13 protein-coding genes are annotated in these 15173 nt (G+C 70.7%); 6 read left to right on the top strand and 7 right to left on the bottom strand.

The window, feature by feature from the left end; genetic code table 11:
- Positions 1-3: 3 nt before the first annotated feature.
- The 5 genes from LWW96_RS12480 (at position 4) to LWW96_RS12460 (ending at position 6195) form a co-directional block, all read left to right on the top strand.
- Positions 4-1008, top strand: coding sequence for a DUF58 domain-containing protein (locus LWW96_RS12480; protein WP_291487508.1), 1005 nt, complete (start codon positions 4-6; stop codon positions 1006-1008).
- A 109-nt stretch (positions 1009-1117) separates the two neighbouring features.
- Entirely contained in the window at positions 1118-3142 is a 2025-nt protein-coding gene (locus LWW96_RS12475; protein ID WP_291487457.1) for a DUF3488 and transglutaminase-like domain-containing protein, read from the top strand.
- Positions 3143-3333: 191 nt separating this feature from the next.
- Complete coding sequence (mltB, locus tag LWW96_RS12470) at positions 3334-4290, top strand: lytic murein transglycosylase B (RefSeq protein WP_291487455.1); 957 nt, start codon at positions 3334-3336, stop codon at positions 4288-4290.
- 151 nt (positions 4291-4441) lie between these two features.
- Positions 4442-5428 (top strand): ABC transporter ATP-binding protein, encoded by a 987-nt coding sequence (locus LWW96_RS12465; RefSeq protein ID WP_291487454.1) that lies wholly within the window; start codon positions 4442-4444, stop codon positions 5426-5428.
- Positions 5425-6195: an ABC transporter permease gene (locus tag LWW96_RS12460; protein ID WP_291487453.1), complete on the top strand. Its 771-nt coding sequence runs from the start codon at positions 5425-5427 to the stop codon at positions 6193-6195. The genes LWW96_RS12465 and LWW96_RS12460 overlap by 4 nt, the downstream gene beginning before the upstream one ends.
- 172 nt (positions 6196-6367) lie before the next feature.
- On the opposite strand, the gene LWW96_RS12455 is transcribed toward LWW96_RS12460, so the two are convergent.
- Complete coding sequence (locus LWW96_RS12455; protein WP_291487452.1) at positions 6368-7714, bottom strand: branched-chain amino acid ABC transporter substrate-binding protein; 1347 nt, start codon at positions 7712-7714, stop codon at positions 6368-6370.
- Between the two features lie 92 nt (positions 7715-7806).
- Here LWW96_RS12455 and LWW96_RS12450 point away from each other — a divergent pair, with 92 nt between their 5' ends.
- On the top strand, positions 7807-8199 hold the full coding sequence (locus tag LWW96_RS12450; RefSeq protein WP_291487450.1) for an Hsp20/alpha crystallin family protein: 393 nt from the start codon (positions 7807-7809) through the stop codon (positions 8197-8199).
- A gap of 138 nt (positions 8200-8337) precedes the next feature.
- On the opposite strand, the gene LWW96_RS12445 is transcribed toward LWW96_RS12450, so the two are convergent.
- The 6 genes from LWW96_RS12445 to LWW96_RS12420 all read right to left on the bottom strand — a co-directional run.
- Positions 8338-9543: an ABC transporter permease gene (locus tag LWW96_RS12445; protein ID WP_291487448.1), complete on the bottom strand. Its 1206-nt coding sequence runs from the start codon at positions 9541-9543 to the stop codon at positions 8338-8340.
- On the bottom strand, positions 9543-10313 hold the full coding sequence (locus tag LWW96_RS12440; RefSeq protein WP_291487446.1) for an ABC transporter ATP-binding protein: 771 nt from the start codon (positions 10311-10313) through the stop codon (positions 9543-9545). The genes LWW96_RS12445 and LWW96_RS12440 overlap by 1 nt, the downstream gene beginning before the upstream one ends.
- Entirely contained in the window at positions 10310-11704 is a 1395-nt protein-coding gene (locus LWW96_RS12435) for an efflux RND transporter periplasmic adaptor subunit (protein ID WP_291487443.1), read from the bottom strand. The genes LWW96_RS12440 and LWW96_RS12435 overlap by 4 nt, the downstream gene beginning before the upstream one ends.
- A 55-nt stretch (positions 11705-11759) precedes the next feature.
- Positions 11760-13274 (bottom strand): efflux transporter outer membrane subunit, encoded by a 1515-nt coding sequence (locus tag LWW96_RS12430; protein WP_291487440.1) that lies wholly within the window; start codon positions 13272-13274, stop codon positions 11760-11762.
- A 134-nt stretch (positions 13275-13408) separates the two neighbouring features.
- A complete protein-coding gene (gene tsaD, locus LWW96_RS12425) occupies positions 13409-14461 on the bottom strand; it encodes a tRNA (adenosine(37)-N6)-threonylcarbamoyltransferase complex transferase subunit TsaD (RefSeq protein ID WP_291487439.1) in 1053 nt (350 codons plus the stop codon).
- A gap of 64 nt (positions 14462-14525) precedes the next feature.
- Positions 14526-15173 (bottom strand): methyl-accepting chemotaxis protein (locus LWW96_RS12420; RefSeq protein ID WP_291487437.1); only part of this gene is annotated, 648 nt, incomplete at its 5' end.

Here is a 15173-nt window from a genome sequence, read left to right as displayed (position 1 = left end):
GCCCTGTCCCGCGCCGCCGCTGCGATCAACCCGCTGGCGCTGCTGCGGCGGCGCTTTCAGCGCTGGTGGCAGGCCCGGCTGCCCCTGAGCGACACCCTGGTGCTCACGCAGCGCAATGTCTACATCCTGCCCACGGGCGCAGGCTGGATGCTGGCGCTGACCCTGGCGGTGCTGCTGGTCGCCTCGATCAACTTCCAGCTCAACCTGGGCTATCTGCTCACCTTCCTGCTGGCGGGCAGCGCGGTGATCGGCATGCACCTGTGCCATGCCAACCTGCGGGGGCTGACGCTGCACCTGAAGGCCCCCGAGCCCCACTTCATGGGCACCAGCACGGCGTTCGAGGTGCAGCTGTCCAGCGAACGCGCCACGCCGCGCTACGGCGTTGCGCTGGCCGTGCACGGCGCGGGCCGCAAAGAGCCGCACCACTGGGCCTGGACCGACGTGCCCGCCCAGGGCCAGACCAGCGTGCAGGTGGCCTTCCGGCCCGAGCGACGGGGCCTGCACAGGGTGCCCACCCTCACGGCCGAAACCCGCTTTCCGCTGGGCACCTTCCGCGTGTGGACCTACTGGCGCCCGGCCGCCCAGGTGCTGGTGTACCCGGCGCCCGAAACCCCCGCCCCGCCGCTGCCGCCCGGCGAGCCGCGCGCCAGCGGCACGGGCAGCGCTTTGTCGCAAGGCATTGGCGAGTTTGACGGCGTGCGGGCCTACCGCCGCGGCGATCCGCTCAAGCTGGTGGTCTGGAAGAAGGCCGCCAAGTCGCTGGCCACGGGCACCGACGACCTGGTGAGCCGCGATGCCCAGCAGGCCCAGCGGCACGAGCTGTGGCTGGACCCCGCCCGCACCGGACTGGCCGACCCCGAGGCCCGCATCTCCCGCCTCACCGCCTGGGTGCTGCAGGCCGACCGGCTGGGCCTGGACTACGGCCTGCGCCTGCCGGGGGCCGAGATCGCTCCCGACAGCGGCGCCGCCCACCGCCGGCGCTGCCTGGAGGCGCTCGCACTGTGCTGATTCGTATCAAAATGCCTTCCAGCGCTTGCTGCATAAGCGCAAGAAGCTATCTTTTTAATAGCAAACTCACGGCCAGCCATCCCCACCCTCACGGCATGACCTTCCCGCAATGACCCTGCGACAGACCCTTGCCTCTCTGCCCCGCGAAGCGCGCGACACGCTGTTTTTGCTGTTCGTGATCGCCTGGGTGATCGCGCCCCAGATGGCCCATCTGCCGCCATGGACCAGCGCGCTGGCGGGCGGCCTGCTGCTGTGGCGTGGCGTGCTGGCGTGGCGGGGCCGTCCCCTGCCCGGCCGCTGGACGGTGGGCGCCCTGCTGACGGTGGCCGTGGTCGGCACGCTGGTCACGCACCGCACCATCCTCGGGCGCGACGCGGGGGTGACGCTGATCGTGGTGCTGCTCGCCCTCAAGATGCTGGAGCTGCGCGCGCGCCGCGACGCCATGGTCGTGTTCTTCCTGGGCTTCTTCACGATGCTCAGCAACTTCTTCTTCTCGCAATCGCTGGTCACGGCGGCGGCCATGCTGGTGGCGTTGCTGGGGCTGCTCACGGCGCTGGTCAACGCCCACATGCCGGTGGGGCGGCCGCCGCTGGCCCAGACGTTCCGCATTGCCGGCAGCATGGCGCTGCTGGGCGCCCCCATCATGGTGGCGCTGTTCATGCTGTTCCCCCGCATCGCGCCGCTGTGGGGCATGCCCAGCGACGCCATGAAGGGCAGCACCGGCTTGTCGGGCGCGATGAAGGTGGGCTCCATCGCGGAACTGGCCCTCAACGACGCGGTGGCCCTGCGCGTGCGGTTCGAAGGCGCGGCGCAGGACATTCCGCAGCAGTCGGCCATGTACTTCCGCGGCCCCGTGCTCTCGGGATTCGACGGGCGGGAATGGCAGGCGGAGCCGTTCCGCGAAGACAGCGCACTGGCCGCGCGGATCGGCCTGCCCGCCAACCTGCAGGTACAGGGCCCGGCCGTGCGCTACGAAGTGACGATGGAGCCGCAAAAGCGCCCCTGGCTCATGGTGCTGGAAGCCACCCCCAACGCCCCCGAGCTGCCCAACATGCAGGCCTACATGACGCAGGACCTGCAGTGGATGACCAGCCGCCCCATCATGGACGTGATGCGCTACCGCGCCGAGAGCTACCCCACGTTCCGCCACGGCCCCGAGACCGCCGTGCGGCAGCTGCACGTGCACGAGGAACTGCCGCCCGGCTTCAACCCCCGCACCCTGGCGCTGGCCGCGCAGATGCGCGCCGACCCCGCGCTCAGCGCCGGGGGCACGCCGGCGCTGGTCAACGCGGCCCTGCAGCGGCTGCGCACCGGCGGCTACACCTACACGCTGGAGCCCGGCGTCTACGGCGAGCACACGGCGGACGAATTCTGGTTCGACCGCAAGGAAGGCTTTTGCGAGCACATCGCTTCGGCCTTCGTGGTGCTGATGCGCGCCCTGGACATCCCGGCCCGCATCGTCACCGGCTACCAGGGCGGCGAGATGAACTACTTCGACGGCTACTGGACCGTCCGCCAGAGCGATGCCCACGCCTGGGCCGAAGTCTGGATGGAGGGCCGCGGCTGGGTGCGGGTAGACCCCACGGGCGCCGTTTCGCCCGGCCGCGTGGGCCAGTTCCAGCGGCTGCGTGCCCCGCAGGGCGCCTTTGCCGCTGCCATGGGCACCCTCAGCCCCGGCCTGGCGCAGAACCTGCGGGCCGCCTGGGAGGCCGTCAACAACCGCTGGAACCAGTGGGTGCTCAACTACACGCAAACCCGGCAGATGGACCTGCTCAAGGCGCTGGGCTTTGAATCCCCCAGCTGGCAGGACCTCACCACCGTGATGGGTTTCCTCGTGATTGCCGCGGCCCTGGGCGGCATTGCCTGGAACCTGTGGGAGCGCAGCCAGCACGACCCCTGGCTGCGGCTGCTGGCCCGCACGCGCGAGCGCCTGGCCCGCGCCGGCCTGGAGCTGCCCGCCACGATGCCCCCACGCGCCATGGCCGCCCAGGTGCAGGCCCGGTTTGGCGCCGGCGCCGCCACGCTGGCCGACTGGCTGCTGCGCCTGGAACGGCTGCGCTACGCTCCCCACCCGGACACCGAACTGGCCGCCCTGCGGCGCGAATTCCGCGGGCTGCCCTGGCCGAAAAAATGACACCGCGGCGCCAGCGGGCCGGCTCCTGGCCTCCCGCGCCGCCCCCAATGAAGAAGACTGTGGAACTGACCGTGAAAAAGCCTGCCCAACGGGCTGCAATTGCTCTTTTTTTGATAGCTTCTTGCGCAATACCCGCCTTCGCAAACCCCAAAAAAGGCCCCAAAACCGGCGCTGCGCCCGCCCGCGCGGCGGTGTACTACGCCGCCCGCCCTGAGGCCCTGGAATTCGCCGACGACCTGGCCGCGCGCCGCAACCTGGACCGCGAGTGGGTGCGCCAGGCCATCGGCCAGGCGCAGTTTCTGCCGCAGATCCCGCGGCTCATGCTGCCGCCGCCCAAGGGCGCGCCCAAGAACTGGCGGGCCTACCGCAGCCGGTTTGTCGAACCGGTGCGCATCCGCGCGGGCCTGCGGTTCTGGGAAGAGAACCAGGCCGCCCTGGAGCGCGCCGAGCGCGAGTACGGCGTGCCCGCCGAGATCATCGTGGGCATCCTCGGCGTGGAAACCATCTATGGCCAGCAGATGGGCAATTTCCGGGTGATGGACGCGCTGGCCACGCTGGCATTCGACTTCCCCGCCGCGCACCCGCGGGCCGCCGAGCGGGCCGCCTTCTTCCGCCGCGAGCTGGAGCAGTTCCTGAGCCTCTCCGACCGCAGCAACACCGACCCGTTCGGGCCGCGCGGCAGCTACGCGGGCGCCATGGGCCTGGGGCAGTTCATGCCGTCCAGCTGGGTGCGCTACGCCGTGGACTTTGACGGCGACGGCCGCATCGACCTGTTCCACAGCGCGGCCGATGCCATTGGCTCGGTGGCCCACTATTTCCAGGGCCACGGCTGGGTCCCCGGCATGCCCACGCACTACGCGGTGCAGTTTGACAACGCCCGGCTGCAGCTGGACGCGCTGCTGGCCCCCGACATCCTGCCCACTTTCAGCGCCGCCAGCCTGCAGGCCCAGGGCGTGGTGCTGGACGACGCCGCCGCCCGCCACACCGGACCGCTGGCGCTGGTGGAGCTGCAAAACGGCGGCGACGCCCCCAGCTACGTGGCCGGCACGGAGAACTTCTACGCCATCACGCGCTACAACTGGTCCAGCTACTACGCCATGGCCGTGATCGAGCTGGGCCGCGAAGTGGCGGCCGCCCGCGCACGCTGATCCGCCGACGCGCGCCGCCCCCGCAGCGGCCAGCCCCGCGCCGCGGCGGGGATTGGCGCCCTCCCACGGCGTGAGAGCGCAAGTCACGCCACAATGCGGCGCTTCGGCCGCGTGCGCGGCAGTCCTCCTCCCCAACCCCACCCTTTCGCCCATGCCAGCAGCAGCACCACCGCCCACCGCCTCCTCCCCGGACGCCATCGTTCGCGTGCGCGGCGTCAGCAAGACCTACGCGGGCGGGTTTCAGGCGCTCAAGCACATCGACCTGGACATCCGGCGCGGCGAGATCTTTGCCCTGCTCGGCCCCAATGGCGCGGGCAAGACCACGCTGATCAGCGTGATCTGCGGCATGAGCAATGCCACGGCCGGCACCATCACCGCCGACGGCCACGACACCGTGCGCGACTGGCGGGCCGCGCGCGCAGCCATCGGCCTGGTGCCGCAGGAGCTGCACACCGACGCGTTCGAGACCGTGTGGGCCACCGTCACCTTCAGCCGCGGGCTGTTCGGCAAGGCGCCGGACCCGGCGTACATCGAAAGGATCCTCAGGGACCTGTCGCTGTGGGACAAGAAGGACACCAAGATCCTGGCCCTCTCGGGCGGCATGAAACGCCGCGTGCTGATCGCCAAGGCCCTCTCGCACGAGCCCAAGATCCTCTTCCTGGACGAGCCCAGCGCGGGCGTGGACGTGGAGCTGCGCCACGACATGTGGCGCCTGGTGCGCAAGCTGCGCGACGCCGGCACCACCATCATCCTGACCACGCACTACCTGGAAGAAGCCGAGGACATGGCCGACCGTATCGGCGTGATCCGCAAGGGCGAGCTGATCGTGGTGGAAGACAAGGCCGTGCTGATGCGCAAGCTGGGCAAGAAGCAGCTTGCGATCACGCTGCAGCAGCCGCTGCAACAGGTGCCCGCCGCGCTGGCCCGCTGGCCGCTGGCGCTCAGCCAGGGCGGCGCCACGCTCACCTACACCTTCGACTCGCAGCAGGAAGACACGGGCATTGCCGCGCTGCTGCGCGCCCTGCAAGAGCACGGCATCGACTTCAAGGACCTGCACTCCAGCGAAAGCTCGCTGGAAGACATCTTCGTGAGCCTGGTGCACCAGGCCCCCGCCGAACGAAAGGCAGACCCCGCATGAACGGCCCCAACCTGCATGGCGTGCTCGCCATCTATCGCTTCGAGATGCACCGTGCGTTCCGCACCTGGATGCAGAGCCTCATCGCCCCCGTGCTCACCACGGCGCTGTACTTCATCGTCTTCGGCTCGGCCATCGGCTCGCGCATGGGCGACATCGGCGGCGTGAGCTATGGCGCCTACATCATCCCCGGCCTGCTCATGCTGTCGCTGCTGTCCGAGAGCATCTCCAACTCCGCCTTCGGCATCTACATGCCCAAGTGGTCGGGCACCATCTACGAACTGCTGAGCGCGCCGGTGAACTGGGTGGAGGCGCTGCTGGGCTACGTGGGCGCGGCGGCCAGCAAGTCGCTGCTGGTGTCGGTGCTCATCCTGGCCACCGCCCGCGTGTTCGTGCCGTACCAGGTGGCCCACCCGGTGTGGATGGTGGGCTTCCTGGTGCTCACCGCCGTCACGTTCTGCCTGTTCGGCTTCATCATCGGCCTGTGGGCCGACAGCTTTCAAAAGCTGCAGGTCATCCCGCTGCTGGTCATCACGCCGCTCACCTTCCTGGGCGGCGCGTTCTACAGCATCAACATGCTGCCGCCGCTGTGGCAGGCGGTGTCGTTGTTCAACCCGGTGGTCTACCTCATCAGCGGCCTGCGCTGGGCCTTCTACGGCCAGGCGGACGTGCACATCGGCGTGAGCACGGGCATGACGCTGGTGTTCATGGCGCTGTGCCTGGCCGTGGTGTGGTGGGTGTTCAAGACCGGGCACCGCATCCGGCGCTGAGTTCTTTCCGAACCATCCGTTCGGGCTGAGCTTGTCGAAGCCTTGCGCAGCGCTTCGACAAGCTCGGCGTGAACGGTTCGGAGCCGCATCTCGCATCGCCATCACGCACAGGCCGTTCGGGCTGAGCCTGTCGAAGCCTTGCGCAGCTTCGACAAGCTCAGCGGCCGAAGGCTCAATAGCGCTGCATCTGGCAGCTGTGCGGCTGCTGGGCCTTGGCGGCCGGAATCTGCCGCACCACGCGGAAGCCGTAGCCCGAGCCTTCCACGTCGAACTTGACGCCCGGCGCGCCCTTCTTGTCCATCACGCCCACCACCAGCGCCTGCTGGAACTGGTGGTCCGCCGCGCGCATGCTGCCGCCCTGGCCGGACAGCTGCACCTGCGCGCTCTCCAGCTGCCGCGCCACCACCGTCGCCTCGGTGCTGCCCACGCGTTCGATGGACTGGGCCAGCGCCTCCACCATCAGCTGCATGCGCATGTGGACGTAGTCGTCCTGCGGCTTGGGAAAGCGCGTGCGGAAGGATTGGTAGAACGACTCGCTCTGCGCGCCGGGCACGTTGGGCAGCCAGTCGGCCACGGCCACCACCTTGCCGATGCCGGCGTCGCCCATGGCCGCCGGGGCACCCAGCGCATTGCCGTAGAAGGTGTAGAAGCTGCCCTCGTACCCCACCTCGCGCGCGGCCTTGACCAGCAGGGTGAGGTCGTTGCCCCAGTTGCCGGTGACGACCGCCTGCGCGCCGCTGGTCTTGATCTTCACGGCGTAGGGCGCGAAGTCCTTCACGCGGCCGATGGGGTGCAGCTCTTCGCCCACGATGGCAACGTCGGGCCGCTGCGCCCCCAACTGCTTGCGCGCCTCGCGCAGCACGGCCTGGCCGAAGCTGTAGTCCTGGCCGATCAGGTACACGCTCTTCAAGGCCTTGTCCTCGCGCATCACCTCCATGAGCGCGGCCATGCGCATGTCGGCATGCGCGTCAAAGCGGAAGTGCCAGAAGCTGCACTTCTCGTTGGTCAGGATCGGGTCCACCGCCGAGTAGTTCAGAAAGACCACGCGCTTGCCCGGCTCGCGCTCGTTGTGCTTGTTGATGGCCTCGATCAGCACCGCAGCCGTGGCCGAGGAGTTGCCTTGCAGGATGACCTGCGCGCCATCGTCGATGGCCGCGCGCAGGGCCGACAGCGCTTCCTCGTTCTGGCCCTTGCTGTCGTAGCGCTCGAGCACCAGCGGGCGCGGGCCGCCCGCCGCCGCGGGCAGCTGCACGCCGCCACGCGCGTTCACGCGCTCCATGGCCCAGAACACATTGCGGTAGACGGCCTCGCCGGTGTTCGCAAAGGCACCCGACAGGCTTTCGATCAGCGCGACCTTGATGGGCTTGCCCTGCGCCACCGCAGCCCCGGGCGCCGCGGCCCGGGCCGGGCCGGCCGGCAGGGTAAGCAACGCGCAGGCCAGCGCGGCGGACGCTGCCAAAACGGTGTGACGTAATGCCGCAGCGCCAGTTTTCAAGCCCACGGAACGCAATTTATTCATGCCACTTTTTCCCTTGAAATGCACCGTGGCCGTACACACCTCCTTGGCATGCGGCGACCACGTCGAGAGCCGCGCAGTGTATAGGAGTCCCCATGATCTTCGCCCCCGTGATCCGCCGCGCCGCGTATGCCCAAGCCCCCCGTTCTGCCGACATGGCGCTGCAGCGTTTTTTGATGGGTGCCCTGGCGCAACCCGCTGCCGCAGCACCTGCCGCCGGCTGCACCGTCACGCAGGATGAAAAGGCCACCACGCTGCAACTGGATGTGCCGGGCCTCACCCGAGAGCAGCTCACGATCAGCATCGAAGGCGCCGTGGTGCGCGTGCAAAGCGTGGAAGGCGCCCCGCGCCAGGTGCAGCGCGCCTGGGAGCTGGCCGCCGAGGTGGACGCCAGCGCCAGCACCGCCAAGCTGGAAAACGGTGTGCTCACCCTGACGCTGGCCCGCGTGGAGCCCGCCAGCAAGGCCACCACGCTGACGATTCACTGAGCAAGCGCCCCGCGCGCCCGCAGGGCACCTGCCGTGCGGGCACCGAGGTAGCTATCTTTTCAATAGCTTCCAGCGCCCGCCCCGCAAGGGCTGCGGGCTTTTTTTATTTAGATTTCCTTCTGCGCGCTGGCCGCTGGCTCATTCATGCCGCAGCGCATCGATGGGGTCCATGCGGGCCGCACGGCGGGCGGGGAAATAGCCGAAGACCACCCCGATCCCGGCCGAGAACAGGAACGACAGCAGGTTGACGCCCGGGTTGAACAGGTAGGGCACGCCCATCAGGCCCGACAGCGCCAGCGACGCGCCCATGGCCAGCACGATGCCGATGAGCCCGCCCAAGGCGGCCAGCACCACGGCCTCGATCAGGAACTGCAGCAGCACCTCGCGCTCCAGCGCGCCAATGGCCAGGCGCAGGCCGATCTCGCGGGTGCGCTCCGTCACGCTCACCAGCATGATGTTCATGATGCCGATACCGCCTACCAGCAGGCTCACGGCGGCCACCGCGCCCAGCAGCGTGGTCAGCACCTTGGTGGTGCCCGACAGGGTGTCGGCCAGCTGCTTGGTGTCCAGCACGTTGAAGTTGTCCTCGTCGGAGTCCGAGAGCTTGCGCAGCTCGCGCAGCAGCTGGGTCAGGCTCGCCTTCACCCGCTCGGGTTCGCTGCCGTCCTGCATGGACACCAGCAGCGTGTTCACCCGCGTGTTGCCCGTCACCCGGCGCTGCAGCGTCTTGAGCGGCACCAGCACCGTGTCGTCCTGGTCGTTGCCGAACGCGCCCTGCCCCTTGGACGCGAGCACGCCCACCACCTCGCACGAGAACGCCTTCACGCGCAGCTGGCCGCCCAGGGCCTCCTCGCTGCCAAACAGCTCGCGCCGCACGGTCTCGCCGATCAGGCAGACGGCAGCGCCCGCGCGCAACTCTGCGTCGGTGAAGACGCGGCCGGTGCGCAGCGTCCAGTTGCCGGTCTGCAGCCAGGCATTGGTGCTGCCGATGACGCTGGTGGACCAGTTGCGCCCGCCCACCACCACGGTGGCGGCCGTGCGCGCTTCGGGTGCCACGGCCAGGATGCCGCCGATCTGCTGGGCGATCACGTCGGCGTCGGTGTCCTTGAAAGCCGGCGCCCCCGTGCCGCCGCCGGGCCCCAGGCGCTGCCCGGGCCGCACCTGCAGCAGGTTGGTGCCCAGGCCCGAGATCTGGTTCTGGATGGCCAGCGTGGCGCCGTTGCCCAGCGTGACCATGGTGATCACGGCGCTCACGCCGATCACGATGCCCAGGATGGTGAGGAACGACCGCATGAGGTTGCGCCGGATCGAGCGCAGCGCCAGGAGCAGGGTGTTGAGCAGCATCAGGCACCTCCCGTCCGCGCAGCCGCGGCCGGCGCATCCGTCGTGCCCGCGCGCAGTCCCGCCGGGGCGGGGTTGGGCGCGTCACTGTCCACCACACCGTCCACAAAGCGCACGATGCGCCGCGCGTACTGCGCCATGTCCGGCTCGTGCGTGACCATCAGCACGGTGATGCCCTGGTCGGCATTGAGGTGCCACAGCAGCTCCATGATCTCGTGGCTGCGCTGGGTGTCGAGGTTGCCCGTGGGCTCGTCGGCCAGCAGCACGTCGGGCTCGGTGACGATGGCGCGTGCGATGGCCACGCGCTGCTGCTGCCCGCCCGACAGCTCGGCGGGGGTGTGGTGTTCCCAGCCCTGGAGCCCCACGGCCGCCAGCGCGCGCGCCGCCGCCGCGTGGCGCGCCGCGGCCGACTCGCCCCGGTACAGCAGGGGCAGCTCCACGTTCTCTTGCGCCGAGGTGCGTGCCAGCAGGTTGAAGCCCTGGAACACAAAGCCGAAGTAGCGCCGCCGCAGCCGCGCCCGCTCGTCGCGCGAGAGCGACTCCACGTGCACGCCCTTGAACAGGTACTCGCCGGTGGTGGGCCGGTCCAGGCAGCCCAGCGTGTTCATGGCCGTGGACTTGCCCGAGCCGCTGGGGCCCATGATGGCCACGAAGTCGCCCTGCGCAATGTCCAGATCCACCCCCTTGAGCGCCTGGAAGGCCAGCGCGCCCTCGCCGTAGACCTTGGTCACGCCGCGCAGGCGGATCAGCGGAACGTCGCCCGGCGCGCTCATGGCTTGGCGCCGGCGGTGCGCTGGTCCGTGATCACGGCCATGCCGGGGGCCAGGCCCTCGCCCGTGACCTCGGTGTGGCGGCCGTCGCTGATGCCCACCTGCACCGCCACGGGCTGGGGCGCGCCGTCCTGCAGCACCCAGATCTGGCGCAGCTTGCCTGCGGCGTCGCCCGCCTCGGCCCCGTTGCCCGGCTTGCGCGGGCCCGAGCCGGTGCGCGGCATGCGCGGCATGAGCTGGGACATGATGCCGCCCCCGCTGCCCGACGACGCGGGCGGGCGGGCGCCCCCGGCAGCTGCCGGCGCACCCGCCCCGGCAGCGCCGGCGGGGGTGAAGCGCAGCGCAGTGTTGGGCACCAGCAGCACGTCCTTGCGTTCGGTGGAGGTGATGGTGGCCGCGGCCGTCATGCCCGGGCGCAGGCTCAGGTCGGCGTTGTTCACGTCCAGCCAGGTGATGTAGGTGACCACGTTGTCGGTCTTGGTGGAGCCGAACGACACGCGCGTGACGGTGGCCGGGTAACGGCGCGACGGGTAGGCGCTGACGGTGAAGCTGGCGTCCTGCCCCACTTTCACCGAGCCGACATCGGCCTCGTCCACATTCACGTCCAAGCGCAGCCGGGTCAGGTCTTCGGCCACCGTGAGCAGCGTGACGGCCTGCAGCGACGCCGCCACGGCGTTGCCCGGCTCCACCGAGCGGGCCAGCACCACGCCATCGATGGGCGAGCGGATCGAGGCCTTGGACAGGTTGGTCTCGTCGGTGGACAGGGCGGCGCGGGCGTCCTGCACCGAGGCGCGGGCGCTGGCCTCGTCGGCCCGGGCGCGGTCCAGCGTGGCGCGGCCGGTGTCCAGCTCGGCGGCCGAGGGCACCTTGCCGCCCGACAGCCGGGCCACTTCCTCCAGCCGCCCCAGGTTGGCCTGGGCCTCCTGAGTGGTCGCCGCGGCCTGGGCCAGGCGCGCCTGCGCCGAGGCCAGCGAGGCCCGCGAGCGCAGCACTTGCGCGTCGAGCTTGGCGGTGTCCAGCTCCACCAGCAGCTGGCCCTTGCGGACCTTGTCGTTCACGTCCACCAGCACATTGCGCACCGTGCCGGACAGCTCGCTGCCGATGGTCACGGAGCGCGTAGGCTGCAGCGTGCCGTTGGCCGCCACGGTGAGCGTGAGGTGGCCCCTGCGCAGCGCCTCGGTCACGTAGCTGGGTGCGGCGTGGGCGCTCTGGCGGCTTTGCCAGGCGTACCCGCCCGCCGCGGCCAGGCCGAGCGCGGCTACGCCCAGCCACAGTGACCGGCGCTGCCACCAGCGGCGCGGGCGGTCGGCGCCCAGCAGGGCGTTCAGATCGGCAGGGGCAGCAGGGGCTGCAGAAGCCGAGGGAGATGCCGGAGACGGTTCGGTGTGGGGCATGGCGGTGAATCGGGGTCAATGAAAGGCCGGGCAACGGAAAGACCGGAGGGACGGCTCAGGGCCCCGCCAGGGCCTCTGCCGGCTGCGCCTGCCAGCCGCCGCCCAGCGCCTTGTACAGGCGCACATGGTCGGCCGCGACACTGGTGGCGGTGATGGACTGGCTCTCCTGCGTGGACAGCAGCGTGCGCTGGGTCTCCAGCACGGACTGGAAGTCGATGAGGCCGCTGCGGTAGCGCTGCTGGGCCAGCAGCGCCGCATTGCCGGCGGCCTCGGCGGCGGCCTGCAGCCGGGTGAGCCGCTCGCGGTCCCCCTGCAGCGCGGCCAGGGCGTTTTCCACGTCCTGCAGCGCGGTGAGCACGGCGGCTTCGTACGCCACGCGGGCCTGTTCCAGCGCGGCTTCCTGCACGCGCACCTGGGCCCGCGCGGCGCCGCCGTCCAGCAGCGGCACGGACACGCTGCCCAGCAACGCGCTGGTGACCGCACCGCCCCCCGTGAGCGCGCCCAGGGTGAGGGCCCGCAGCCCCACCGAGCCGCTGAGGGAGAAGCTGGGGTAGCGCGCAGCGTCGGCCTGCGACACGCGCTGCAGCGCTGCGGCAATGCGCTGCTCGGCCGCACGCACGTCGGGCCGCTGGCGCAGGGTTTCGGCCGGAATCGCCAGCGCCAGCGCGGCGCCGGGCTGGGGCACGGGGGCGGCAGCGGCCAGCGCCCCATCCAGCGCGCCGGGGGCCTGCCCCGTCAGCACCGCCAGGGCGTAGCGCGACTGCGCGAGGCTCGCTTCGAGCGTGGGAATCTGCGCGGCCGTCTGCTCCGCCGCCGCGCGCGCCTGCTCGGACACCAGCGAGGTGGCCAGCCCGGCCTGCAGGCGCCATTGCGCGATCTGCAGTGTCTCCTGCTGGCTGGCCAGGTTGCTGCGCGCAATGGCCAGGCGCTGCTGCAAGCCGCGCAGCTCTAGGTAGTTCACCGCCACTTCGGCAGCCAGCGAAACCTGCACGTCGGCCAGGCTGGCCTCGGCGGCGCGCGCATCGGCTTCGCTGGCGCGCACGCCGCTGCCCAGTCGGCCGAACACGTCGGGCTCCCAACTGGCGTCAAACCCGGCCTGGAAGCTGTTGCCCGTGCTGTTGGCCGCGCGGCTGCGCTGCGCCGAGGCGGACGCGCGCACACCGGGCTGCAGGCCGGCGGCTTGCACGTCCACCTGCGCACGCGCCTGCTGCAGCGCCGCCCGGGCCGCGCGCACACTGGTGTTGGCCGCCAGCGCCTGGTCCACCAACGCGGTGAGGTCCGGATCGCCAAACCTTTGCCACCACTGCGCCAGCGGCGTGGCGGCAGCCCCATCGGCGGCGCCCTGCCCCGCCGGGCCTGCGGCCGCCCATGCCGGGGGCACCGCCAGCGCGGGCACCCCGCTGCCGGTGGGCGCCAGGCTGGCGCAGCCCGACAACGCGAGGCCCAGCCCCCACCCCAGTGCCGGGGCCCATCCTTGCCCCAGCCGGGTGAAGGCCCGCCGCATCAGCGTGGCAGCACCGCCGTCACGCGGGGCGGGCAAAAGGGAGGCAAGCCGGGGGAATGGACGCATGGCAAGGCACGGCGCAAGGAATGGAATGCCCCGATTGTGAAGACCCCCGCGGGGACGCGGGTACCCCAACGGTCAAGCCCAGGTAAAGAAATGCTGCAGCGCACACACCGGCGGTGCCGCAGCGCGCACGGCGCTCACACCGTGATGGCGTCCAGCGGCCAGCGCGGCTTCACGTCAAAAGCGTAGTCGGTGTTGGCCTGCTGCTGCCCGGCCTGCAGGCGCATGGCGGCGGCCATGGCGATCATGGCCCCGTTGTCGGTGCACAGGTGCAGCTCCGGGTAGTGCACGCGCACCTGGCGTTGCGCGCAGGCGGCATTGAGCTGCGCGCGCAGGCGGCGGTTGGCCCCCACGCCGCCAGCGACCACCACGCGCCGCAGGCCGGTCTGCAGGAGCGCGGCCAGTGTCTTTTTCACCAGCACCTCCACGATGGCCGCTTCGGTGCTGGCGGCCAGGTCGGCCTTGTGCTGCTCCAACCCGTCGCCCAGCTTCTTCGCCTGGGTGAGGACCGCCGTCTTCAGGCCCGCAAAGGAAAAGTCCAGGTCGCCGCTGTGCAGCAGCGGCCGGGGCAGCTTGAACGCGGTGGCGTCGCCGTGCTCCCCCAGCCGGGACAACGCCGGCCCGCCGGGGTAGCCCAGGCCCATGAGCTTGGCCGACTTGTCGAAGGCCTCGCCGGCCGCATCGTCAATGGTCTCGCCCAGGATCTCGTAGCGGCCCACGCCGTCCACCCGCATCAGCTGGGTATGCCCGCCCGACACCAGCAACGCGACAAACGGGAACTCGGGCGGGTCCGCGCTCAGGAACGGCGACAGCAGGTGGCCCTCCAGGTGGTGCACGCCCAGCACCGGCTTGCCCAATGCGGCGCCCAGCGCGCAGGCCACGCCCGCCCCCACCAGCAGCGCCCCGGCCAGCCCGGGGCCGCGCGTGTACGCCACCACGTCCACGGCGGCCAGCGGCTCGCCCGCATCGTGCAGCACCTGCGTGGCCAGCGGCAGCACGCGGCGGATGTGGTCGCGGCTGGCGAGTTCCGGCACCACGCCGCCATAGGCCTGGTGCATCTCGATCTGGCTGTGCAAGGCATGCGCCAGCAATGCGGGCACCCCGCTGCCCTGCGACTGCACCAGCGCCACGCCGGTTTCGTCGCACGAAGATTCGATGCCCAGCACCAACAGGTTTTTTTGCACTTCCATGGTGGGCGCAAGTGTAGGGCTTGCGCCCGACCCTCCAGAAGGCATCGGGTTGGTTCACCCCGCCTCAGTGCTGCGACAAAGCCTTTTGTCCTGCGCCCGCGAGCGCCGCAGGCGCCATGGACTGTGCGGAGGCCACGGACACTGCGGGAGCCGTACGCCGCATCTCACTGCCCTGCTGGAGTCGGAACGTGGCGGCCAGGTGCGCCAGATTGCGCGCCTGTTCCTGCAGCGCGCTGGATGCGGCCGAGGTCTCCTCCACCAGTGCGGCGTTTTGCTGGGTCACCCCATCAAGGTGTGCCACGGCCTGGTTGATCTGGCCCAGCCCCATGGACTGCTCGCGGCTGGCGGAGGCGATCTCGTCCACGATGTCGGCCACGCGTTGAATACCGCTGACGATCTCCTGCATGGTCGCGCCCGCCTGGGCGACCTGCCCGCTACCGACCTCGACCTTGGCCACCGAGTCGGAAATCAGCGCCTTGACCTCCTTGGCCGCCTCGGCGCTGCGCTGCGCCAGGCTGCGCACCTCGCTGGCCACCACGGCAAAGCCCCGGCCCTGCTCGCCCGCGCGGGCCGCCTCCACGGCGGCATTGAGCGCGAGGATGTTGGTCTGGAAGGCAATGCCGTCGATCACGCTGGTGATGTCGGCAATGCGGCGCGACGACAGCGCAATGCCGTCCATGGTGCCCACCACGCGGTCCACCGCCTCGCGCCC

The organism is Acidovorax sp. (genome assembly GCF_021287135.1).
In the GTDB taxonomy this organism is placed as follows: domain Bacteria; phylum Pseudomonadota; class Gammaproteobacteria; order Burkholderiales; family Burkholderiaceae_C; genus Acidovorax.
This window is presented reverse-complemented; position numbering and strand designations above follow the sequence as displayed.

Bases quoted from the DNA above. Each gene is read 5' to 3' on its own strand.
- LWW96_RS12475 (WP_291487457.1), top strand. From the start codon at position 1,118: ATGACCCTGCGACAGACCCTTGCCTCTCTGCCCCGCGAAGCGCGCGAC.
- LWW96_RS12465 (WP_291487454.1), top strand. From the start codon at position 4,442: ATGCCAGCAGCAGCACCACCGCCCACCGCCTCCTCCCCGGACGCCATC.
- LWW96_RS12460 (WP_291487453.1), top strand. From the start codon at position 5,425: ATGAACGGCCCCAACCTGCATGGCGTGCTCGCCATCTATCGCTTCGAG.
- LWW96_RS12455 (WP_291487452.1), bottom strand. From the start codon at position 7,714: ATGAATAAATTGCGTTCCGTGGGCTTGAAAACTGGCGCTGCGGCATTA.
- LWW96_RS12450 (WP_291487450.1), top strand. From the start codon at position 7,807: ATGATCTTCGCCCCCGTGATCCGCCGCGCCGCGTATGCCCAAGCCCCC.
- LWW96_RS12445 (WP_291487448.1), bottom strand. From the start codon at position 9,543: ATGCTGCTCAACACCCTGCTCCTGGCGCTGCGCTCGATCCGGCGCAAC.
- LWW96_RS12440 (WP_291487446.1), bottom strand. From the start codon at position 10,313: ATGAGCGCGCCGGGCGACGTTCCGCTGATCCGCCTGCGCGGCGTGACC.
- LWW96_RS12435 (WP_291487443.1), bottom strand. From the start codon at position 11,704: ATGCCCCACACCGAACCGTCTCCGGCATCTCCCTCGGCTTCTGCAGCC.
- LWW96_RS12430 (WP_291487440.1), bottom strand. From the start codon at position 13,274: ATGCGTCCATTCCCCCGGCTTGCCTCCCTTTTGCCCGCCCCGCGTGAC.
- tsaD (WP_291487439.1), bottom strand. From the start codon at position 14,461: ATGGAAGTGCAAAAAAACCTGTTGGTGCTGGGCATCGAATCTTCGTGC.